Genomic DNA, 22,441 nt, shown 5'->3' on the forward strand with positions numbered 1-22,441 from the left:
CGGTGTTGCAGGTGCTGTCGAACTACACCTTGAATCGGCCGACAAGGGCTTGCAGTTGGTCGGCCAGAGTGGCAAGCTCCTGGCCGGCGGTCTGGGTCTGGGCGGCGCCCTCGGCGGTCTGCCGGGCCGCGGTGTCCACGCCGGTCATGTTCTTGGAGATCTCTCGGCTCGCGGTGGCCGATTGATTCACACCTTCCGAGACCGTCGTTGACGCATTGGCCGTCTGGGCCACGTTCTGGGCGATCTCCTTGGTGGTGATGGACTGCTCTTCCACCGCAGAGGCGATCGTTCGGGACACTTCGTTCACCTTGTGAATGACCTGGGTGATCTCGCCGATAGACTGGACCGCCCCGCCGGTCGAACTCTGAATGGCTTCGATGCGCCTGCGGATGTCCTCGGTGGCCTCGGCGGTTTGCTTGGCCAGTTCCTTCACCTCGGTTGCGACGACTGCGAAGCCCTTGCCTGCGTCGCCGGCCCGAGCGGCCTCGATGGTGGCGTTGAGGGCCAGCAGGTTGGTCTGCTCCGCGATATCCTGGATGACTCCAATGACCTTGCCGATCTCGTCGGCGGCCGACCCGAGCTGACTGATGTTCTGATTGCTGGTGGTTGCCAACTTGGCGGCATTTTCTGCGATGTTGGCGGCCTGCTCAGCATTACGGGCGACCTCCGCGATGCTGGCGGTCATCTCCTCCACTGCTGCGGCGACCGTCTTGACGTTGGCTGACATCTGCTCGCTGGAACCCGCGATCGTGCTCATGTTGGCGGACATCTCCTCAGCGGCCGCTGCTACCGTGGTCGACTGAGCCGTTGTCTCCTCGGCCCCGCTGGCAAGGGTGTCGGCGACGGCCGTCAAGGCGGACGATGACTTGGCCAGCGTCTGAGCGTGGTCGCGTATGCCCTGGACCGTATGCCTGAGCGTGTCGGACGTAGTGTCCAGAGCCCGGCCCAGATCGGCGATTTCGTCGTTGCCCGAGATCTCCACCCGCTTGGTGAAGTCGCCCTGGGACATCTCCTGCAGAACCGACACGGCGTTCCGCACCGGCCGGGCGATTCGTCGGGACACGACCAGGGCGCTGATCACCACCATCACTGCGGCCACCAGGCTGACGCCGACCACCACGGTTGCCACCTTGCGGGAACCGCTCGTAAAGAGATTCCTGGCGTCGGCCTGCATTTTCTTGACGCCATCCTTGGAGAATTCCAGGTGCAGAACGCCGTACACGTCACCGACCTTCCATTCCGGGTGGAGACGGCGCATATCGTTGTCGATCTTGAGGGGCTGGTAGTAAGAGAACACAGCGTCGCTGTCGACCAGGATTGCCTCGCTGGTCTTCTTGGCCTGCTCGAATAGAGCGGCGCTCAGGGCTTGACCTACACGCTGGGGATCCGAGGAGAGCTCGGTCTTGCCTTCCTTGTTGAAAAAGGAGAAGGCCCGGATCTCCGTCAGCTGTTTCTGCTGCTCGGCGAACATCGTGAACAGCTTGTACTCCCCGCGCTGCAGGGACCCTTCAACGGCGTTCTTGACCTCGAGCAGTACGTCCCTGCCATCGCGGTGTTTCATGTCCTCCACCGACTTCTCGACGGCCGCCAATGTCCGGTCGACATTTCGAGAGTAGAGGACGTGCTGAATCACCATCAGCGTGAAGGTGGAGAGCACGAACACGGCCAAGATGATGCCGCAGATCTTCTTGCCAAGAGTGAGTCGCATGTTCATTGTAACTTGCTCCCTCTGTCCTGTTCCGCGTACGCAACTGTGTGGACTTGCTCGCCCTTGCGGTAGAACGGGAAGTCCCGCCTCTTGGCGAACTCCTTGCTCGTGCAGCCGAGGCAGGGCGAGCCCGCCCGGATGCACCAGTTCACGCCGCCGTTCCACTGCCGTTGCGGGCAGTTGGTGTGGCTGAGGGGACCCAGGCAACCCAACTTGAACAGGCATCCTGGATCTCCGAACTTCTCCGCATACTCGTGCTTCTGCCAGTAGTGGAACCGCGGGCAGTTGTCATGGACCGAGTGGCCATAGAATAGTGTCGGGGTGAGCAGCTCCGGATCGAGTTCGGGAAGCCCCTTGGCCAGCACGTAGGCCAGAGTCCCGACTAGTTCCTCCGGATGCATGGGGCAACCCGGGCAGTTGATCAGTCGGCCCTTCGTCGGAATCCCTTCCTTGTCCATGAACTCCTTCAGGCTGCCGGCCCCGGTGGGATTGCCCTCGGCAGCCGGTATGCCACCGAAAGCCGCGCACGTGCCGGCGGTAATGATCGCCTTCGCGTTGCGGCAGGCGGTCTGCAGAATGGTCGTCAGGGGGATGCCGTTGACCTTGCAGGCTTTCGGCATTTTCAGCGGTATCGCTCCCTCCAGGACCAGGTAGTATCCGCCGGCAGCGGTGACCTTGTCGACCACCTCGCTGGCGACCTTGCCCTCGGCGGCCGACAGGGTGGAATGATAGGCCAGCGACAACACGTCGGTGAGCAAATCCAGCGGCCCGGGATCCGTGCTGTTCAGCAGCGAAACCGAGCAGCCGGTGCAGTTCATGCCCTGAAGCCAGAGGACTCTTGCCTCTTGCGTAACAAGCTTCTCCAGCCCCGCGGCTATCGCTCGGCCGTACTGGCGGTCCAGGCCAAAACCGGCGGCCAGGGCGGCACCTACTCGAAGAATGCTTCTTCGTGAATACTGGCGCATGTCAGGGGTCTCCTAATGAACAGCACACGCAAGGCACGGATCGAAGGAGCGAACGATGCGGCCGAGCTCGATCGGCTGCGCGGGATCCTCGATGAACGTTCCCGCAAGAGCTTGCTCCACCGGCCCTGGTTGACCTCGATCGTCGCGTGGTGAGCAATTCCACGTTGTCGGCACCACGGACTGGTAGCGCTTGACCTTGTAGTCCTCGATCGTGATCCAGTGGCCCAGAGCGCCACGCGGCGCCTCGGTCAGGCCGTACCCCGAGCCGCTCTTGGGGATCTTAAAATCGCTGGCCGGCGGGCCGTCGATCTCGATCTCACTCAGCCATTTCATGCACTGGTCGGCAACCCAGACCGTTTCCAGGCCTCGGGCAAGATGGCGGCCCATGACAGAGGCCATCTTCTCCAGCGGCACATCCAGTGAAGTGAGGACCGCATCAAGCTCCTTCTTGACCCAGGCGGCCCCCGCATCATGGTAGTTGGTCAGCACCCGGGCCAAGGGACCCACCTCCAGGGGACGGCCGGCGTAACGCGGAGCCTTGATCCAGCTGTAAGCGCCCGGTTTGTCCGGCGCAGCGTTCGCTTCGCCCTTGTCAGGGTGCAAACCGGAAGGCTGGGCATACCAGGAACTGGCCACGTCCTCGGCGACCTTGCTGACGTCCAGCGGCGCCCATTTTCCGTCGATCACTGTCCCGGGCCGGAAGAACTGATTCTCCGGCGTATTCGCGTCATCCATCGGAAAAACGCCGAAGCACAGGAAACTGCCGCAACCGCGGCCAATGTCGAAATACGCCTTGAACGTCTTCGCGACGGCCAGCACATCCGGTAAGTAGACGTCCTTGATGAAAGCCGTCGCTTCGAGGAGCCGCGTGCGGTATGCGAGCACGCGCTCGATCGTGGGTACCTGGGTGCAGCCGCCGGGTACGATCGCGGTGGAGTGCGGCAGGTGGGCTCCGAAGATGGCCCCCATCTCGTCGCAAGTGCGGCGGACTTCCAGAGCATGAACGTAGTGGCTCAGAAGAGTCATGTTGACATCTAGGTCCTGGACATAATCACGTTCGTATCTGGGAAGGAAGGGGGCGGCGGGGAGGATATCCTTGCGGGCGACCGCTTGCTCAACCCATGACTTCAGCTTGTTGAGCAGTTTGTCCGTGCCCGCGTATTGTAGTATCGCCTTGATGTCCACAAAATCCAATGCCGCGAGATGGTAGAAATGGAGGATATGGGAATGGAGGTGGTTTGCTCCCAGAATGAGATTCTGAAGCAACCGGCCGTTGTGCGTCGGTTTGAGCTTGTAGGCCATTTCTTGAGCTCGGATCGACGCAATGCCATGCGAGATCGGACAGACGCCGCAGGTCCGCTGCATGATCTGCTGGGCATCGAGAGGGTCGCGGCCTTCGATGATCTTCTCAAGGCCGCGGAACATCTCCCCTTCACATTTGGCCTCCTTCACGCGAAAGCCCTTCTTGCCTCCGACTTCTACCTCTTCCGTTTCGGCATGAACGGCAAGGTGTCCTTCAATGCGGGTCAAGGGGTTGATGGTGAGTTCGTTGCTCATGAGTTCGCTCCGAAGGTTTCGCCGTTGGGCAAAACATGCTCCTAGTGGCACTGTTGCGGCGCTGAGAGAGACTACCTCGAACCCCCGTCTGGTCCGGCAGCTCCAAGCAGGCCATCCCGACGCTCGGACCGGAGTGTTGCGGGATGAGAGATGCTGAGCGCTCAATCAGGCCTTTTTCTCATCGTCGGAGAGAAAAGCTGACTTGAGTGATCGCTTCGATCTAGAGGGAAAATGGTCAATAGGCCAGGACGAGACTGACCGTAACTAGATTGCCGGTTTGGTTATGGGACCCGAGTCAGTGCTCGTATGCCACTGCGACCGTGGTGTCTATCCGCCGGACGAAACAGATGATGGACTCTTCACCTGGCGGTGGCGATCATCCCGGCCAGCCGACCAGAACTCGGCAGGCCTCATCCTGGAGCTTGGTGAAGGGGGCGACATCGTCATCGTCACCCGCTTGGGAGGGTATTCTGTTGAAGATGATCGAGAAGGCCAGCCATTTGCCTCGGCGGGTCCTGACGTATCCGCTGAGCGAGGATACGCCGCCGATGTAGCCAGTCTTTCCGAAGACATGACCCTTCAGGTCGACCATTCTCTCCTTGAGTGATCCGTCAATCCCTGCCGCAGTCAGACTGCTTCGGTAGACCTGAGCGTCCGGGCGTATATGCATGACTTTCAGCAGGTCGGTGAGCATGCGGGCCGTTACCCGGTTCTGCGGGCTTAGGCCCGAGCCGTCCATGGGGGCCAGCGCCTGATCGTCGATCCTGTTCCTGGCCAGGAATGCACGCAGGGCATGGCCTCCGTCCTCCCAAGATCCCGGCACGAAGCGGCCCGATTGCCGCTGGAACGTCTGCCCACTCAACTTACAGAGACACTCGGCGAACAGATTCTGGCTGTTCTTGTTGATGCGCGACAGGATGTCGGGGAGTGGGGTCTCATGCACGGCGATGACTTTCTCGGAGGGCGGCACCGGTGCGCCTCCAAGCGGCCTCTCTGCCCGCCGAATCTCGCCCAGAATGGCGATGCCCTTGATCCGGAGTTGGCACCTGAGTGCATCCGCGAAAAACGCCCCGGGCTCCTCGACCGGTTTGCTCTTGAGCGCCGTCTTCTTGGTGCAGATTCCTCCCAGCCTGTACACGTTGCCGCCGGGTGATTTGACGATCTCCGGTTCGCCCTTGGCACCAGTCATGCACTCGTTGATGATGCGGATGTCCTGTACCGGCGGCATCACTTCATAACGAACCGGTTTGCCTTCTTCAGTCGGAAAGACGGTGATGTCGACGGAGTTGTCACCGAAGTTGAGCCCGCTGGTCGGTGCGGCATACCAGTGAAGAAGCCAGTCCTTCCGCCACGTGGGATGGACGCGAGGCTGTCGTTCGAAGGCGGAGTCATCGTAGACCAGGTCGCCTCGGATCTGACGTACCCCGCGTTGCTGCAGAATGCTGGCCCACGCTTCGAGTAGAGTCACCGGCGTGCCCCCCCCGGCAGCAGCAAGGCGGGCATCGCCGGTGGCCGGATCACCCGTGCCGATCAGCCACAGGTCGTCACCGTCGAGGGCCAGATAGGTCTTCACCCGATGGTTCGCTCCGAAGAGGTCCAGGCCGACTGCGGTGGTCAGTAGCTTGAAGTTGCTGGCCGGCGTACAGGCCTCGTCGGCATCTCGGGCATATAGCTCCCTGCCTCCGGGTAACTCGACGACACGGGCGCGAACGACGGCTCCTGTGGATGAAAGCCGACCGAGGACCGCGTCCAGTCTGGACGCCAGTTTCGCATCCTGGCCGACGTCTGGTGCCACACAGCCGGCGAGGCACCACGCGAGGCCGGCGGCAACGAGCATGTGCTGACGGCGTGGGAACACGAAGGCTCTCCTACATTCGAACGAGTGACGATATGCCCATCAACGCATGCTACCACCCCCCGGGCTCGCGTCCATCCCTCCAAGAAGCACACGTGCCGGCATCGGGACCGTTTCTGAAAGAACGCTTGGTTTTCAGGAATTCCCAGTTGATTCTCGTGAGGGCCTCAGGTACCATCTACAGATTAGGTGTACTATGTCGATTGCGGATGTTGCCAGATCGGCCGGGGTGTCCCAGGCGACCGTGTCGCGGGTCATCAACCACGTCCCCGGGGTATCCGCCAAGAACATCCACCTTGTTCAGCAGGCGATGGAGCATCTGGGGTATACACCCCCTCCGCCCGAGCGGCGCCCGGGCCGGCGTTCGCCTCCTCGGAACAGGATTGGCCTGCTGGGCGCGATTGTCCTGGACGGGCTGTATCTCCACACTCCCGGCGTCCTGGCCGCCCATCTTCGCGGCATGGAGCGGGAAGCGGCCGATCACGATTGTGCGTTGGCGTTTGCCGACATCTCCGACGCGACTCGCCTTCCTACGATTCTCGAAGGCCGCCAGTTGGTGGGAGGGATCTTGCTGGGGTCGCACGCCCGCTCCGGCGTGTTGGCCGCCATTCAGCACATGCCCTGGGTCTGGCTCAGTTCACACTCCGGTCCGAGTGGTGACTCGGTCCTGGCGGGCAATTTGGAGATCGCCGAGATGGCAACCCGGTATCTCGTCGATCGGGGACATCGGCACCTTGCGTTTCTCTCCGTGATGAGCAGTTACCCTGCCTACCCCGCCCGCGCTGAGGCATTCCGTACGGCGGCTTTGCGTGCCGGAGCCACGGCCGACGTGCTGATCGACCAGCCCCAGATCGACGGCGGTGCGGACACGAATCTGACCTTGCCGATACTCCGGGAGCGAGTGGCCGGTCTCGTCACTCGGTTTGTCAGTCTCGCTCCGCGGCCAACGGGTTTGTTTGTGCCCAACGACATGATGACGGCCATGGTCTACCCGGGGCTGATGATGTGTGGACTTCAGCCGGGCGAAGACGTTGAGATCATCTCATGCAATAACGAGGAAGCCTACCTGGTCGGGCTGCATCCCCGTCCTGCGACCATCGACATCGGCGCGGAGCTCATGGGACGGCGGAGCGTGGAGCAGCTCATTCGCAGGATCCGCCATCCAGGCGAGACGCGGCAGGTGCACATCGCGGTTTCGCCGGTCCTGATCGAGCCGGACCGGCACTGAGCCGCAGGTTAGCGTCTTCTCTCGGCGAAGCGCGGTCGAAGCCCGGATCCAGAGTCAATCAGGGTTGAGGGGCGGTCGAGGTCGGCAGCTCTGGCGGCAGCAGGATCTTGATCGCTTTCTGGGCGGTCAGCGTTCGCCCGGTGAGCAAATCGAAGAATGCCGTGTGGGCGATCAGCTCGGCATGGACGGGGGGTTTGCCCGACGGCCAGGGGCACCTGATGCTGAAGTGGTGGGTCATCAATCGGCCGTACCACATCTTCCGCGTGGTGGGCACGTCGAAGCGGTACTCTCCTACGACGTTCTGATCGGCCGGGCTGAGAGGATCGAGAAGGACCACCTGGATCGAGCCGGCGGCCTTGATCACGTGCCCGTCTTCATCATAGGGTTGGACGTAGAGTACGATGCCGTCGTCACCTGGCTTGTTGTCGGTGTCGTAACCTCCCGACATGCTCGCGAAGTCGATCTTGACCGGGGCGACGAGTTGCTCCATGGCTGCCTTGCGATCCAGGCCGCGGAGACGGGCGATCTGGGCCTGCAACGTCCGCAGCCCTTCCTGCTCAGAGGCGAGCTGGTACTCAAGCTGTCGGATCCGCTCCTGGGACAGTTGAAGCTGGCGTTGCGTGGCCTGGTACTTGTCGGCTGTCACCCCACCGCATCCGGCCGCGGCCAGCGCAAAGACCGTACCCACGAGGACATGGAGGTGTCCCGCGGCGAGCGTGCCCTTGGCCAGCGTTCTCAGGTTCACTCGTCGGATTCCTTGGGTTTGGGTGGCGCTTCCGGCGCCCGCTCCAGGATCGTGTCGGCCAGCCCGTAGTCGATTGCCTCCTGGGCCTCGAGCCATTTGTTGCGGTCGCAGTCCCGCTCGATCTGCTCAATGGGCTTGCCGCAGTGGAGGGCGATGATCTCATACAGCCGTCTGCGCAGCCGGATGATCTCGGCCGCCTCGATGGACAGATCCGTGGCTGGCCCTTCGAGCACCCCGCCGATCAGAGGTTGGTGCAGCAGGAGTCGAGCGTTGGGCAGAACGAATCGCTTGCCCTTGCGGCCTCCGCACATGAGCACCGCACCCATGCTGGCGGCCATGCCCACGCAGAAGGTATGCACTTCGCATCGGAGGAACTGCATCGTGTCGTAGATGGCCAACCCGGCCGACACCGATCCTCCCGGCGAGTTGATGTAGAAGTTGATCGGGGATTTGCTGTCCTCGTTGGAGAGGAACAGCATCTGAGCGACGATGGTATTCGCTACTGCATCGTCGATCCCGCCGCCGAGGAACACAATCCTATCCTTCAGCAACCGGGAGTAGATGTCGTAGGCCCGCTCGCCGCGACCGGTCTTCTCGATGACCATCGGAATGAGGTGCTGTGCGATCATATGGGAGTCCTATGTGAGGCTACTTCTTCTTCTTTGCATCTTTGCCGGGCTCGGCGAGGATCTCGTCGACAAGCCCGTAAGCCAGAGCTTCCTGGGCACTCATGTACCGGTCTCGCTCGATTTCGCGCTCGACCTTGGTCGGGTCCTGGCCGGTGTGCTTGGCGATCAGGTCGTTGAGCATCTTCTTGTCTTTGAGGATTTCCTCGGCCTGGATCCTGATGTCCTCGGCCTGCCCAGTAATGCCGCTATACGGCTGGTGGAGCATCACTTTGGCGTGCGGCAGGGCATAGCGCTGCCCCTTGGTCCCGGCGGAGAGTATGATCGCGGCTCCGCTGGCCGCCTGCCCGATGCAGTAAGTGGCCACGTCGCAGCCGAGGAACTGCATCGTGTCGTAGATCGCCAGGGTCTGATCGACCAGGCCGCCCGGCGAGTTGATGTACAGGTTGATCGGCTGGTCGCGTTTGATGGATTGCAGATACAGCATCCTCATGATCACGATGCTTGCCGATCGTTCGTTGATGGGGCCGGCCAGGAAGATGATGCGGTTCTCCAGAAGAAGGTCCTCGATGGACATCTCCCGGGTCCGCTGGTAGGGCGGGGGTTGCTGGTTGAGGGTACGCAGTAGGTCGTGCGGGTGATTCATGGGTATCCTTCTCTCTGTCGCCGCCTCAGTCGGCCATGCGTGAAAAGCGTTCTGGCGCCGCCGTTTGCTCAGGGTCCCGGGCCACCGGCTCAAGTCGCGTCCGAAGCCTGCACGTCGCCGGCCTCAGGCTTCTCTTCGGCCACTTTCGCCTTCTCAATCAGTTGCTCCACGATCTTGTGGTCGCGGATCCGGACGTACAGGTTGGTGATCGCACCTTCACGGGCCAGTTGGTCCCGCACCCGGTCGAACCGTTGGTTCTGACGCTGGGCGATCGCGGCGATCTGGGCGTTGATCTCGCCCTCAGACACCTCGACCTCGCATTGTTCGGCGACCTTCTCCATGATGAACGCCAGTTTGAGCTCGCGGACCACATCTTCGCGGACCTTGGTCTTCATCTCATCAAGCTGTTTCTGGACCTCGTCCTGCGGCACGCCCTGCGAGTAAAGTTCTAACATGCGGCGCATTACCACCTGGTTGACTTGTCGCTCGGACAGGCCCCCTGGCAAGTCAAAGGAGGTTTGGTCAAGTAGGTACTGGTAGACCTGAGCGCCCATGTCGTTGCGGACCATCTCACCCACCCGGCTCTCCATGTCCTTCCGGACGTACTCACGAATCTCGCTCTCGGTCTCAAAGCCGAGGCGCTGGACAACGTCTTCCATCGATGGAACGGAAAGACGCTGGATCTGCCGAACCTTGAACTCGAAGTCCGCCTGCTTGCCCCGATACTCGGCCTTGACGTAGCTGTCGGGAATCTGCCCGGAAATGGACCGGACATCGTCCGCCTTGGCCCCGGCCAGGGCCTCGCCCAGCTTCTCCAGCACAACACCGTCAACCATCTGGGCCCGAGCGGCCATGCGAACCTCGGCCTGCTCCTTGAGCACGGCACCCTCGCAGGTCATCTTCAGGTCGGCCACGACGACGTCATCTGCCTGGACCGGCCCTTCGACGGTGTCATACGCGCCGCACATCTTCCGCAGGCGGTCGACCTCCGTGCTGACATCGTCGTCCTTGATGTCGAATGACCGCTTGGTGACTGGAATGCCGCCGAGCTCCGGCAGCTCGAACTCGGGCCGGACCTCGACCTCGCACGAAAAAGTCAGCGGTCCGTCGTCCGGAATGCTGATCAGCTCGATGGCTTTCTGGGGTTCGACCAGGGTCGGCGTCTGGGCACCCTTCTCGGTCGCCCAGACCAACGGATCGCCCAGCACCTTGATGTCGCTCTTTTCCGTGGCGGCCATGTAGCCGTTGAGCACCAGCTGCTGTACGAGGGTCTCCTTCACCTCGCCGCCGAAGCGCTTCTCAAGCAGTCGTCGGGGAGCGCGGCCTTTACGAAAACCGGGAACCAGGGCTTCGCGTCTCAGTTCGCCGTACTGCTCGTCGGACTGTTCGTCGATGGTGGCACGAGGGATCGTAACGGTCAGCTTCTTGCGGAGCGTGCCGGCGTCCTCCACCTGGACCTCGATGACTTCCTTGAGCTGGTCCTTCAGATCCAGCTTGGATTCGCCTTCGGATTCCTCCCCGGCGAGCGCCTCCTCGCCGTCCTGCGGCGCGAGGTTCTCATCCTCCAGATGCTCGCTCATGGCTTGACTCTGGGCATCTTCTTCGGCCATCGGGCACACTCCTGATTAAGGCTTGACTCAAGTACCTGGGGGCTGTCCGGATCGGCCATGGCGGGTAACAAAAAAGGTCAACCGCTCTTGCCCTGCCGACCGCACCCAACAGACTCGGGCGTTGGCGACCGGTCAAGGCAAACCGGCTGACCTCCAAAGACACACCTGCGATCGCAGCCAACGCCTGGCTCACGGTACACGCGGGTCCGCGGCCGATATCCTGCGATCACGTTTCAACATGTCAAGTCGTGCGGTGCGCCCGGATCCCCCTTCGCCCGTCCATGCGTCGTAGCTCAGCGCGCTTGTGCCTATCGCACAGAACAAGGCCTTTCCGCCTCGCACCGCCAGCGTTAGGCGCACAGTACAGTCCATCGGTCGGCATGTCAAGCCGTCTGAAGCCAAAAGCGATCGGTTTCGGGGCGGCCGGTGGCTGGCAGCCCCCTTTCGCGGGTCAGGAGGTCGCAGTCTGGGACCGGTCCGATGCGGGCTCGGGGACCGGTCCGGTGTGGCCATGGACCGCCGTGGCCGTGACGGCGAGACTTGGGCAAGCGGGGCGTTACCTGACGGCGAGCGGGGCGTTGCCATCGGGAGTCGCGGAGCTGTGGATGCGGCGGATTTGGTAGATCGGGCGACTCTGACTTTCGTGGTAGACTCGAACCAGTAGTTCAGCAAGGAGCCCGACCACGGCGCACTGCGCCGCGAGAATGACCAGCAGGCCGGACAAGGGAACGAGGACATTCCGGTTCAGGTGGAGGCGTTCTTCGCCAAGGATGCCGAGCCTCTGGCCAAGGGCGATGGCGAGCAGCAGCGCGCCACCCAGAAGCGCGTACAGGGCAAGCTTGCCGAACAGGTACAGGGGCTTGGTCATGTAGCCGTATAGAAACTTGACCGTGATCAGATCGAAGACCACCCGGATGGTCCGAGAAATGCCGTACTTCGTCTGGCCGTGCGTTCGCGGGCGGTGATGAACGATCTTCTCGGTGACCCGGGCCCCGTTCCAGGCGGCGAGAGCGGGCAGGAATCGGTGCATCTCGCTGTACAGGTGCACGCCGCGCAGGATTTCGCGTCGGTATGCCTTCATGGTGCAGCCATAGTCGTGCAGCCGAACGCCGGTCACCCGGCCGATCAACCAGTTGGCGATCATTGAGGGCAGCCGGCGGCTGATGAAGCTGTCCTGGCGTCGCAGCCGCCATCCGCTGACGACATCGTAGCCCCGTCGCTTGTTGAGTTTCCTGATGAGCTTGGGGATGTCGTGGGGGTCATTCTGACGGTCGCCGTCCATGGGCACGATCACGCGACCTCGAGCATGGTCGAAGCCAGCGGCCATGGCGGCCGTCTGTCCGTAGTTGCGGCGCAACTCGATGACGCGCACCCGCCGGTCGCACCGAGTGGCGCCGCGCAGCCGTTCCAGGGTGCAATCGCGGCTTCCGTCATCAACGAAGATCGCCTCGTAATCCATGCCGGAGGCGGTAAGAACCTCGGTGAGTTCGGCGTAGAGCGGCTCAACGTTGTCCTCTTCGTTATGGAGGGGAATCACGACGGAGAGGTCACACGGGTCCAGCGGCTGATTCCCGATGACAGGGCAATCACCGGTAACGACCGGATCAGTAGTGGTCGGGGGCATGGGCATTGCCTCGCTCAATCACAGGGCGATCATCCGGCCTGAGGCCGGGGCCGTGGCCATTCATACTCCAGAAGGCGTCGTCGTGTAAAGGCCTGTTTCAGCCGGAGACGCGGGTCTCGGCTCGCCTGGCGGGTCCATCTGGCTGGGTAATGACCACCAGTTCCTTGCCCGGCTTATCCTCGTATCCGCTCAGCTCGAAGACAATTCGCGGCGACAGATTCGTACCCCGTTTGAGGAGATCCAGGTGTCCGCTGGTCATGATGAGGTAGACCGGGCGCGGTTCGGCGAGCTTGGTTCGGATTCGCTTCTCGAACTCGCGGTAGACTTCCTCCTGGACCGCCAGCCGGTTCCGGCGCAGGTCGGCCATCTCCAGTTCGTTGATCAATCGCTGGAGGCGGTAGCCGTGGTAGAACTCCACCGTGGCGTCCGGGCGGCCGCCGACCCAGTAGATCGGGTCGGACACGCCGATGCCGTGCCGGGTGAATCCTCTCACCAAGGCCTTGGCTTCAGTATCGACGTCCATGAACTGTCTGGCGGCCGGCACCCCCAGGACGGTCAGCAGAGCCGTGCTCGTGTTGAGCAGGACGAACGACCACACCCGCACCCCAAAGGCAAACAGAAGGCACGACAGGGTGAGGAGCGTGAACACCGGCAGGGCGACCCGGAGGCAAAGTGAGAGGTTGCTGCTGCTCTGGGTGTGCAGATCCTCCTGGACGACGACGCTGCCCGCGACGAGAAGAAGACCAAGCAGGATCGGCAGAACCGCGGCCGTCGGCCTGAGCCATCGTGAGACCATGCCAAAGAACAGCCGGTCGATCACCGGGGCCAGGAGGAGGCAGTATGCGGGCATGATTGAGACCAAGTAATGCGGTCGCTTGTACCCCGCGGCACTCAGGAAGACCAGGCCGCAGATTGCCCAGATGAACGCGAAGGCCAGGGCTTTGCGCTGGGCAACATAGCGCCTCAGAAAGGGGGCGGCCAGGGCTTCCGGAAGGGAGCACAGGAAGGGGGCGGTCAGGCCAAATACAAACGGGAGGTAGTAGTAGAAGGGCTGGTCTTTGCCGCGCTCGCTCAGCCCGCCGCTGAAGCGTTCAAGGTATTCGATCTTCCAGAGGGCGGCCGCATTGTCAACCTCCAAGCGGATGTACAGCGGCCAGCTGCCCGCCAGGACGGCGAAGACCACAAGACCGGTCAACACCCAAGGCCAGGGAAGCCGGGACCATTGGGCGAGGGCGTCCGCGGACGCGAAACGCAGGCGACCACCCGCAGGAACCCGGCCGGCCGTATTCAGGATCGGGACCGCGACGAACCACCAGAGCGTCAAGGCAGCACCGGCTGTGGCCATCGGCAGGGGGGCCTTGGCCATCATCGCGGCGGAGAAGCAGGCGAACATGATGACGATGAAGGGTCTGCTCGGCCGCGGAGGTTGGAAGGCTCGCCAGAAGCAGGCGAAGGTTAGGGTCGTGAACAGCGCCAGAATCATGTCGACCTGGGCACTGTGACTGAATAAGACCGTGGTCGCACAGCAGCCCATCACGAATCCGGCCACGAACCCGGCACGCTGGCCGAACATCATGGTGCCCAGCCACCAGACAGCCAGACTGTTGAGGAACGCGGCCAGGGCCGAGGGCAACCGCGCGGTCAGATCGGACACCGGCTGTGCATTCGGATCGTCGAGCAGCCAGGAGGTTGCGGCGATCGCCCAGTAGCCCAGCGGGGTCTTGCGAATGCGTGGGATTTCGGCCAGTTGCGGGATCAACCAGTTACCCGATTGGATCGTCTGGCGAGCGGTCTGGGCGCAGATACACTCGTGGTCGCCCATCGACGGCCCGGAGCCGATCCACGCGAAGCAGGTGGTCAGCGAGAGAAGCAGCAGGAGAAGACCCATACTCCGAAAGCCAGACGGCATCGCAGCTCTGTCGCCAATTGCATCTTTGTTCTCCAGGAGTGGCTGCCCTGCCGCATGATCGCCGTCGGTGGTCAACATTCACTCCTTGTCTCCGAAGCCCGGTTGTGATCGGTGGCCCACATGGTAGGTGGCGTCGGTTTGAAGTCAAGGCGTGGACCGGCGAAACGCAGCGAGACAGCATCAAGTGAACGGGCGCCAGTCGACGGCGGAGGCCAGCGATCGTTACCTTGCCGTCGACCAGCGATGTACAGTATAAGTATGATGCGGCTGCGGTTTTCGTGATGCTGAATCGCTGATGATGTGAGCGCCGCGGGCGGTTCCGGCAGGAAGACACTCATGGATAGCGTGCAGGGACATGACGGGGCCGCTGGTCATGCCGGGTGGATCGTCCGTCGCGAGGATTCTTCGCCGGCTATTCAGGTGGTGGACGGTGTGTGCTATGTCCTGTTTGCCCTCGATATCGGCCTGGCGATCGACCTGAACGAAGCCGAGCGTCGGGTCACCGACGTCAAACAGCGCGAGACGATCAGGCACAAGCGGCGCACTCCCCAGTACTTTGAATACGACCCCCCGCCTCTTCGCGTCACCCAGGACATATTGCCACTCGTGTTGGGTGACTTTCAAACCGCTCCCGTGGTTGACATGATGATCTACGACTTCGGCGCGGTCTCGGTGACGTACACGATTCCCCTCGCCGGCTCGATCTTCGGGTTGCTGGCGCTGAGCGACGTTCTGTACGACAACAATGCCCTGCTGGCCGATGCCCGCAGTCGGGTCGAGCACCTTCTGGCCACCATCGCCCCGGCCGTGAACAAGCCCCGGATCTCCGATCTGGTTGAGGACTATGCCATCTACCGGATTGAGGCTCTGACGCCCGGCGTCAATCCCGATCGCGTGCTGGCCGATCACGGTTCGCTTCTGGCCCAGATTCTGCGCGCCGAGCTCAGCCCGCTCTCCGCCCAAGAAGTGAATGAGGCCCTGAGCTGCCGGATTGCCTTCAGCGACGACGATCTGGCGATCATGGACTGGAACGCGGCTGTCGTGCTCGGGGCTGACACGGAAGACGTGCGCGCGGTGCTGGAATACGCGAATGTCGAGTTGCTGGAAATGCGTTTTCTGGACGATCGGCTGGACGACGCCCTGGATCAATCGTATGAGGCTCTCACTCGACAGACCTGGCGACGCCGGCTGCTTCTGACCACGCTGGAAGCTGACATGCGTCGGGTCGCCGAACTGCAGGTCGACAGCGCCCTCCTGTTCGAGGGAGTGAACAACGCCCTCAAGCTGCTGGGCGACCAGTACCTCGCCCGGGTCTACCGTGCAGCGAGTCAGCGCCTCCATCTCGGCGACTGGGATGCCAGCATCATTCGGAAACTCCAAACTCTGGAAAGCATCTACCAGAAGATGACGGATGAGAACACGCACCGACGCATGGAGGTGCTGGAGTGGATCATCATCATTCTGATCGCCATGGAGATCGTCATGTCGTTCTTCCCGGGCCTGACCGGGAGTTGAGCCGGAAGCGCCGCTGACGGCGTCTGCTTGGCACGAATCACGTCTTGATCGTGACGCCGTCCTTGTCGAGATAGGCTCGCGTGTTCTTCTTGAGAGCCATGTTGGCTAGGTGCAACGGCCTGACGGCCTTGTGGCCGATCTCCACGGTCGCATTCGGCTGCTTGCGGCTCTTGAGGCACTCGAGGAAGTTCCGAGTATGCGGCTCAGTCGAGGTCACGCTGCCCGGGAGATTCTCCTTGGCGGGCTTCGGCCAACCGGCTTCCCAGCCGTTGACCTGATCAAAGATCCGGTAACCGGCCTCGGTCAGGAAGAGAGCACCCTTGGTTCCCTGGAAGGTGATCGACCAGCCGTTGCGCCAGGTGCTGGTCGTGTAGCCCAGCGTCCAGGTGCACAGGAAGTTGGGGTACTCGAACGTGCAGCAGAAGGTGTCCGGCGTCTTGGTGGGCTTGTTCTTATAGACCTCGCCAAACTGAACCGCGGAGAGGGGATGATCCACACCCATCATCCACTGGACCACGTCCATGAGGTGCGTTCCCTGGTCGGTCTCGTTTCCGCCGGAGAAAGGCCAGAAGTAGCGCCAGTAGCAGAACTTGACCGGCGTGTACTCCTGTTTGCCAGCCGGCCCGCAGAACCTCTCCCAGTCGAGCTTGCCGGGCACGTCGACGTTCGGATCGACGCCGAAGTTCCAGTACCACTCCGCCCGGACCAGGTGGATGTCGCCGAGGGCCTTGTCATCGAAGTACTTCTTGATCTCGTCCCGGATAATCGGCGAGCTGCGTCGCTGCATGCCGATCTGAACGATTCGATCGGACTTGCGGACCGCTTCCACCATCTGATTGCCTTGTTCGATGGACCAGCACATGGGCTTCTCGCAGTAGACGTCCTTGCCCGCCGCCAGGGCGTCGATGAGGTGCTGGCAGTGCCAGTGCTCAGGCGAGCTGATCAGCACTGCGTCGAGATCCTTGCGTTCGAGCAACTTCCGGTAGTCGTCGTAGCCCTTAGCCTTGTCGCCTGCGATTTCAAGTCCCTTCTGGAGATTGGGCTCGTACACGTCGGCCACTGCAGCCCATTCGACGCCGTACTTCTTGAACACACTCATGTGATGACGTCCCATGCCGCCGGAGCCGATGATGCCCATTGCCACCTTCTCGTTGGCTCCACTCGCCGCAGCTTCTGCCCGTGCGGTCCTTGCGGCGGTGCCTGCAAGCACGCCCGCACCTACGCCGGCCAGGCCGGCACCCAGGAATCGCCGCCGATTCAGTCTATTGTCCGCCATGGTTTGATCTCCTGTAAGACTCGACACGACTTCAAGTTACCGCGCCGTCCGGGCCTTGGCAACCCGGTAGGCACTTGCGGCATCCCGGACCGGGCGATGGCTTTTTTTCTGGAGGGCTTGTGTACCGCCGCCCGAAGGTTAAGCGGTCGTCTCCCGGTCATGACGGCTGGGGAATCGAGTAGCTGAACTCCGCCCAGCGTCCTTCCTCGCTTCTCGCCTCGATACGCCCTCCATGGGCCTGAATGATCCGCCACGCGGTGTAAAGACCGACCCCGGTTCCCCGCTCCTTGCGCAATGTGGGTACATCCAAACGCGAGAACTTGCGGAACAGGCCGGACTGTTGGCTCGCGGAGAATCCTGGTCCATCGTTGCGCACTGACACCCGCAGCTGACCTTCCGAAAACAGCACGCTCAGCAGAATCTGCCCGCCCGCAAAACCGTACTTGGCGGCGTTGCCGAGCAAATTGACCATGACGATCTTCATCAAGTCGGGATCGATCGTGACCCGCGGCAGATCAGGGGGGACGGATCGGGTCAATTCCATTTGCTTGCTTTCCAGCTGCGATCGGACCAGTTCGAGGCTCGGTTCAACGACCGAAGCCGTGAAGTCGATGTCGGTACGAAGCCGGGCCTTGAGTTCACCGCCCTCCAGCCGTGCAAGGTCGAGGTACTCCTGGACGAGACCGAGGAGATACTCCCCTTTCTTGGTCAGGCTGGCGAGCTTCTCGCGTTGCTTGGCCTCTAGCGGTCCCAGGTAGCCGTTAATCAACAGCCCGGCGTCCATGAGCATTGAAGCCACCGGACTCTTGAGCTCATGGGTGACAAAGCCGAGCATCTCGAAGTAGGCCTTGTTGGCCGCAGTCAGCTGCTCGATTCGCCAGGCTTTCTCGACGGCCTGGCTGAGCCGCTCGGCGATAGCCGTCTGAAAGCGGGCGTGGCGGTCCTGATAGGCGTGGGTGTGCCGGGAACTGCGGAACAGCAGGCCCACGACACGGCTTTCAACCGTCAGGGGGCAAGTGAGGTTGGATCGCACGCCTTCACGGACCAGCAGCCGGGTGGCACCCGATTTCGGCCGCTGCTCAAGATAACGTTCCAGATCGCTGATGATGCGTGGAGTGCCACGATAGAGAATGGTCTCCAGGGAACTCCCCGCCAGATCGGCCGCATATCCGTTGCCGAGTAGCAGCGGCTCATACAGTGCCCTGGTCCGATGCGATACCAGCCGCCGCCCATTTTCCTCGACGAACGCCAGGCTCACGCGGTCGCAAGGGCTGATCTCGCGAAGTCGATCGAACAGAAAGGCAAGCAACTCGTCGAGCGATTCGGCGGCGGCGACTTTCCGGTTGACGAGTTCGAGAATCTGCGTCTCGGCGGGTGACAGGGTACCCGGTTGGGCACCAGCATCGGCCGGGTCAAGGAAACGAACAAGGGTGTCGGGACCGGTGGCCATTCTGGGGACCGCCGAAGGCCCAAACGGTTCGCGCTGTCCGGTTGCCCGGGCAATGTGCGGAACACGGCCGGGGGAGAATTCACTTGCTCTTCTTCAGCTTCGCCTTGAGCACGCTGAGCAACGTGTTGGGGTCAATGGGCTTCTGGAACACGCCGTTCAGGCCAAGGGCGGTGTAGTCGGTGCTCGTGCTCAGGCTGTCGCCGACCGAGCTGAGCATGTAGATGGGGGCCTTATTGCCCAGCGCCCGGAGTTCCTTGACGAAGGTCGTGCCCGCGTCGACCTCTTCCATCATCAGGTCAACGATGACGAAGTCCGGCTTGGCCTCCTTGTAGACCTTGAGCCCGGCCTCGGCACTCTGGGCCTCGACCATGATATAGCCGGCTGACTCGAGGATCGTCCTGACCGCGTCGAGGAAATCCTGATCGTCATCGATGTAGAGAATGACAAACTTCCCGTTCTGCATGTTTCTTACCTCATCGAAGTTGCGAGGACTTCGCCCGACGAATGGTCGGTATCCCAGTCATCCCGCTCGAAGTCGCCCTCGCGCAGGAACCGCTCCACGAAACGGATCGCCGCGGCCAGATTGACTCGGGCGCGCGAAGATAGCGACTCCCCGAAGTCATCGAAATCGTATCCGCGAATTCCGAGAATGAAACCCCGGGTACACCCACCGAAGAGTGCGTGCGCCAGGCCCAGCACCTGCCTGGGCTCGATGCTGTGAGTGCTGAAGTTGATGCCCGCTTCCGGCTCGATGGGCCGGAACGAGAAGGGCGCCTCCCCGGTCGCATCGGCGTCGGCGAAAACGACGATGTCGTGCTCGGCGACGGCCTGGGCATCCTCGACCGTGAGCTGGTAGTCGGCATCGACAGTCACCGCCGGAAGGGCCAGTGACTCGACCACCCCGGCCAGAGCCGGGCCCAATCCATCATCGAGCCGGCCGGGGTTGCCGTAACCGATCAGCAAAACAGTGGCGTCCTTCTTACTCATCCCTTGCTCATGGTGTCCAGCAGCTTCCCTTGGTGATCGACCAGTTCGACCGTGAGGGGCATCTGTCCGAGGGCGTGGGTCGCGCAGGAAAGACATGGATCGTACGCCCGGATGGCCACCTCGATGTGGTTGAGGAGCCCCTCGGTGATGGTCACACCCGACAGGTGGTCCTTCGCGACCTTCTCCACCGCCCGGTTCATGGGTTCGTTGTTGTTGGTGGTCGACACAATCAAGTTGGCCATGACCACCTGGTCTTTGTCGTTGACCCGGTAGTGGTGGAACAACGTGCCGCGGGGGGCTTCGATCAAACCGACCGCCTCGTCGCGGCGCTGGCCCTTGGTGACCAGGTCTGTGCCCTGCAGATCCTTGTCGTGCAGAAGAGCCTTGATCTTCTCGATCGAGTGCAACAGCTCAATCATCCGCGACCAGTGGTATGCCATGGTCAGATTGTTGGGCTTGTTGTCGGTGACGGCCATGAACTCCTTGCGGGCCGCTTCCGCCTCGGGCGTGTCAATGAAGTCGGCCGTGTTGACTCGGGCCAGCGGGCCGACCCGGTACCAGCCCTTTTCCGGTCCCAGGCTCTTGATGAAAGGAAACTTCATGTACGACCAGGAACGCACTTCCTCGGCGATGTAGTCGGTATACTTCTGGTAGTCCACCTGATCGAAGATCTTCTTGCCGAGGGGGTCGATCGCCCGCAGGTTGCCGTGGTACAGATCCATGGCTCCGTCCTGGCGGATCAGGGACAGATGGTTCGAGTCGAACGAGCCGAAGGGGGCAACCTTCTTCAGGTTGGTGACGGTGTAGTCCTTGGCGATCTTGACCGCCTCGCGAGACCATTGGACCATCTGCTCGATGTCCTTGAGGAAGCCGTCCCGCTCGGCCACGGAGAGATTCTTGTTGATGCCGCCGGGGATCGCTCCGGTTCCGTGGATCTTCTTGCCCGCGGTCGCCTTGATGATCTCCTGGCCATACTTGCGCATCATCACGCCCTGGACGGCCAAGTTCGGGAACTTGGCGGCCACGCCGATGACGTTGCGGATCGCCACGTCGGCATCAAAGCCGAAGAGCAAGTCCGGCGAGCACAGATGGAAGAAGTGCAGGGCGTGTGACTGGAAGAACTGCCCGTAGTGCATCAGCCGGCGCATCTTCTCGGCCGTCGGAGTGAGGTTCTCGCCCCCGACGATCCGATCCATGGCCTTGGCGGCGGCCAGATGGTGGCTCACCGGGCAGATGCCGCACAGGCGCTGGACCAGCACGGGCACTTCCCAGTAGGGCCGGCCTTGGATGAACCGCTCGAAGCCGCGGAACTCCACGATGTGCAGGCGGGCCTGTCGCACCTGCTTCTTCTCGTCGAGCAATAGGGTCACTTTCCCGTGTCCCTCCACGCGGGTGACCGGCTCGATCACGATTCTCTGCATGTTTCCTGTCGCAGCAACCACGGCGATCCTCCGGAAAGGAATCAGTCGTATTTCACCAATTCATAGGGCAACTGCACGGGCTTGTTGCCCAGCAATGCCACGAGGGTCTCCCATAGTGTGTCCGCCGGGGGCGGGCAGCCAGGGATGTAGTAGTCGATCTTGACCACCTCGTCGCAAGGATAGACCTTGTTCAGCAGCAGGGGGATCTCCGGATCGTTCGGGATCATGCCGCTGGGATTGTGCACGGTCGGGCCGTGGAGGTAGGCTTCCTCCAGGCATTCCTTGAGCGGGATGGTGTTCCGCATGGCCGGCAAACCGCCCATGATGGCACAGTCGCCGACCGAAATGAGCACATCGCAGTGCTTTCGGAAATCCTGCAGCACGCGGACGTTCTCTTCGTTGCAGCAGCCGCCCTCGATCAGGCCGACGGCACACCGCCCGGTGAACTCCTTGATGTCGTCCACCGGGGACTTGTCGAAATCCACGATCTCGACCAGCTTGAGGATGCGATCGTCAATGTCCAACAGGGACATGTGACAACCGAAGCATCCGGCCAGAGATGCGGTTGCGACCTTCGGTTTGGCCATGTTTGGCTCCCTTCTTTACTTCTTGCCCGTTCGTTTCGCCTCGATGTCCGATCCGATGGGCTCCTTGTCGTAGAGCCGCTTGCCTATCGGGATGGCGTAGCCCACGCGTTTCTTCAGAATCGCCCCGACCGGACAGACTTCGACGAACTTGTCGGTCACTTTGGCGTCGGTACCGCCGAGGCAGGCTTCCGAGTTGACACCGACCTTCTTGTGAATGCCGCGGCCCACGAATTGGAGGATACCCTTGCCGTCCACGTCCCGGGAGGCCCGAATGCAGCGGGCGCACATGATGCATCGATTGTGGTCGATCAACAGATCGGGGTGGGAGGCGTCGACATCTCGCTTGGGAAACATATATGGGAACTTGGGGGCCGGGATCCCCAGTCGATAGGCCATCGCCTGCAGCTCGCAGTTGCCGCTCTTCTCGCAGAACATGCAGAAGTGGTTGCCCTCGACGAAAAGCATCTCAACCAGGTCCTTGCGGATCCTGGTCACGCGATCCGAGTTGTTCTCGACCACGATGCCCTCGGCGACGGGCTGGGTGCAGGCCGCCTGAGGTCGGCCGTTGACCAGGACGGTGCACACCCGGCAGCTCCCGTAGGGCGTCAGGCCTTTCATGTGGCACAGTCGGGGCACGTAGATTCCCGCCGCCTCGGCTGCTTCCAAAATGGTCTGGCCTTTCTGGCCCTGGATTTCCTCGCCATCGATGATGAAACTGACTGTATCGCTCAT

General features: G+C 62.0%; 19 protein-coding genes. 2 read left to right on the forward strand and 17 right to left on the reverse strand.

The features are described from left to right. Positions 1 to 22: 22 nt before the first annotated feature. The 4 genes from KA354_08325 to dacB form a co-directional block, all read right to left on the reverse strand. Positions 23 to 1,714, reverse strand: a complete 1,692-nt coding sequence (locus KA354_08325; GenBank protein ID MBP7934636.1) for a HAMP domain-containing protein — start codon at positions 1,712 to 1,714, stop codon at positions 23 to 25. Continuing rightward, positions 1,711 to 2,673, reverse strand: a complete 963-nt coding sequence (locus KA354_08330) for a hydrogenase small subunit (GenBank protein ID MBP7934637.1) — start codon at positions 2,671 to 2,673, stop codon at positions 1,711 to 1,713. The genes KA354_08325 and KA354_08330 overlap by 4 nt, the downstream gene beginning before the upstream one ends. 12 nt (positions 2,674 to 2,685) lie before the next feature. Then, positions 2,686 to 4,230 carry a nickel-dependent hydrogenase large subunit gene (locus KA354_08335; GenBank protein ID MBP7934638.1) on the reverse strand — a complete coding sequence of 515 codons (1,545 nt, stop codon included), beginning with the start codon at positions 4,228 to 4,230 and terminating at the stop codon, positions 2,686 to 2,688. A gap of 376 nt (positions 4,231 to 4,606) precedes the next feature. Then, positions 4,607 to 6,088 (reverse strand): D-alanyl-D-alanine carboxypeptidase/D-alanyl-D-alanine-endopeptidase, encoded by a 1,482-nt coding sequence (gene dacB, locus KA354_08340; GenBank protein MBP7934639.1) that lies wholly within the window; start codon positions 6,086 to 6,088, stop codon positions 4,607 to 4,609. Positions 6,089 to 6,281: 193 nt separating this feature from the next. Between dacB and KA354_08345 the strand changes: the two genes are divergently transcribed. Then, positions 6,282 to 7,313 carry a LacI family DNA-binding transcriptional regulator gene (locus tag KA354_08345; protein MBP7934640.1) on the forward strand — a complete coding sequence of 344 codons (1,032 nt, stop codon included), beginning with the start codon at positions 6,282 to 6,284 and terminating at the stop codon, positions 7,311 to 7,313. 58 nt (positions 7,314 to 7,371) lie between these two features. Here KA354_08345 and KA354_08350 read toward each other — a convergent pair whose 3' ends face one another. The 6 genes from KA354_08350 to KA354_08375 all read right to left on the reverse strand — a co-directional run bounded on the left by KA354_08350 (position 7,372) and on the right by KA354_08375 (position 14,551). After that, positions 7,372 to 8,058 (reverse strand): hypothetical protein, encoded by a 687-nt coding sequence (locus KA354_08350; GenBank protein MBP7934641.1) that lies wholly within the window; start codon positions 8,056 to 8,058, stop codon positions 7,372 to 7,374. Beyond that, positions 8,055 to 8,687: an ATP-dependent Clp protease proteolytic subunit gene (locus KA354_08355; GenBank protein ID MBP7934642.1), complete on the reverse strand. Its 633-nt coding sequence runs from the start codon at positions 8,685 to 8,687 to the stop codon at positions 8,055 to 8,057. The genes KA354_08350 and KA354_08355 overlap by 4 nt, the downstream gene beginning before the upstream one ends. 19 nt (positions 8,688 to 8,706) lie before the next feature. After that, entirely contained in the window at positions 8,707 to 9,330 is a 624-nt protein-coding gene (locus KA354_08360; protein ID MBP7934643.1) for an ATP-dependent Clp protease proteolytic subunit, read from the reverse strand. 89 nt (positions 9,331 to 9,419) lie between these two features. Then, a complete protein-coding gene (tig, locus tag KA354_08365; protein ID MBP7934644.1) occupies positions 9,420 to 10,940 on the reverse strand; it encodes a trigger factor in 1,521 nt (506 codons plus the stop codon). Between the two features lie 556 nt (positions 10,941 to 11,496). After that, positions 11,497 to 12,564 (reverse strand): glycosyltransferase family 2 protein, encoded by a 1,068-nt coding sequence (locus tag KA354_08370; protein MBP7934645.1) that lies wholly within the window; start codon positions 12,562 to 12,564, stop codon positions 11,497 to 11,499. A 97-nt stretch (positions 12,565 to 12,661) separates the two neighbouring features. Then, positions 12,662 to 14,551: a glycosyltransferase family 39 protein gene (locus KA354_08375; protein MBP7934646.1), complete on the reverse strand. Its 1,890-nt coding sequence runs from the start codon at positions 14,549 to 14,551 to the stop codon at positions 12,662 to 12,664. 258 nt (positions 14,552 to 14,809) lie between these two features. Between KA354_08375 and KA354_08380 the strand changes: the two genes are divergently transcribed. Continuing rightward, complete coding sequence (locus KA354_08380; protein MBP7934647.1) at positions 14,810 to 15,988, forward strand: hypothetical protein; 1,179 nt, start codon at positions 14,810 to 14,812, stop codon at positions 15,986 to 15,988. A 37-nt stretch (positions 15,989 to 16,025) separates the two neighbouring features. Here the strand turns inward: KA354_08380 and KA354_08385 are convergent, their stop codons facing one another. The 7 genes from KA354_08385 to KA354_08415 form a co-directional block, all read right to left on the reverse strand. Further along, positions 16,026 to 17,264: a Gfo/Idh/MocA family oxidoreductase gene (locus KA354_08385; protein ID MBP7934648.1), complete on the reverse strand. Its 1,239-nt coding sequence runs from the start codon at positions 17,262 to 17,264 to the stop codon at positions 16,026 to 16,028. 157 nt (positions 17,265 to 17,421) lie between these two features. After that, positions 17,422 to 18,714 carry a HAMP domain-containing histidine kinase gene (locus KA354_08390; GenBank protein MBP7934649.1) on the reverse strand — a complete coding sequence of 431 codons (1,293 nt, stop codon included), beginning with the start codon at positions 18,712 to 18,714 and terminating at the stop codon, positions 17,422 to 17,424. Between the two features lie 79 nt (positions 18,715 to 18,793). Beyond that, positions 18,794 to 19,177 carry a response regulator gene (locus KA354_08395; protein MBP7934650.1) on the reverse strand — a complete coding sequence of 128 codons (384 nt, stop codon included), beginning with the start codon at positions 19,175 to 19,177 and terminating at the stop codon, positions 18,794 to 18,796. A 5-nt stretch (positions 19,178 to 19,182) separates the two neighbouring features. Then, positions 19,183 to 19,701: a hydrogenase maturation protease gene (locus KA354_08400; protein ID MBP7934651.1), complete on the reverse strand. Its 519-nt coding sequence runs from the start codon at positions 19,699 to 19,701 to the stop codon at positions 19,183 to 19,185. Next, positions 19,698 to 21,122, reverse strand: coding sequence for a Ni/Fe hydrogenase subunit alpha (locus KA354_08405; GenBank protein MBP7934652.1), 1,425 nt, complete (start codon positions 21,120 to 21,122; stop codon positions 19,698 to 19,700). Before KA354_08405 ends, KA354_08400 begins: the two co-directional genes overlap by 4 nt. Positions 21,123 to 21,163: 41 nt before the next feature. Continuing rightward, positions 21,164 to 21,709 carry an NADP oxidoreductase gene (locus tag KA354_08410; protein ID MBP7934653.1) on the reverse strand — a complete coding sequence of 182 codons (546 nt, stop codon included), beginning with the start codon at positions 21,707 to 21,709 and terminating at the stop codon, positions 21,164 to 21,166. Between the two features lie 15 nt (positions 21,710 to 21,724). Continuing rightward, positions 21,725 to 22,441 (reverse strand): (2Fe-2S)-binding protein, encoded by a 717-nt coding sequence (locus KA354_08415; protein ID MBP7934654.1) that lies wholly within the window; start codon positions 22,439 to 22,441, stop codon positions 21,725 to 21,727.

The sequence above is a fragment of the Phycisphaerae bacterium genome (genome assembly GCA_018003015.1).
Classification (GTDB): domain Bacteria; phylum Planctomycetota; class Phycisphaerae; order UBA1845; family PWPN01; genus JAGNEZ01.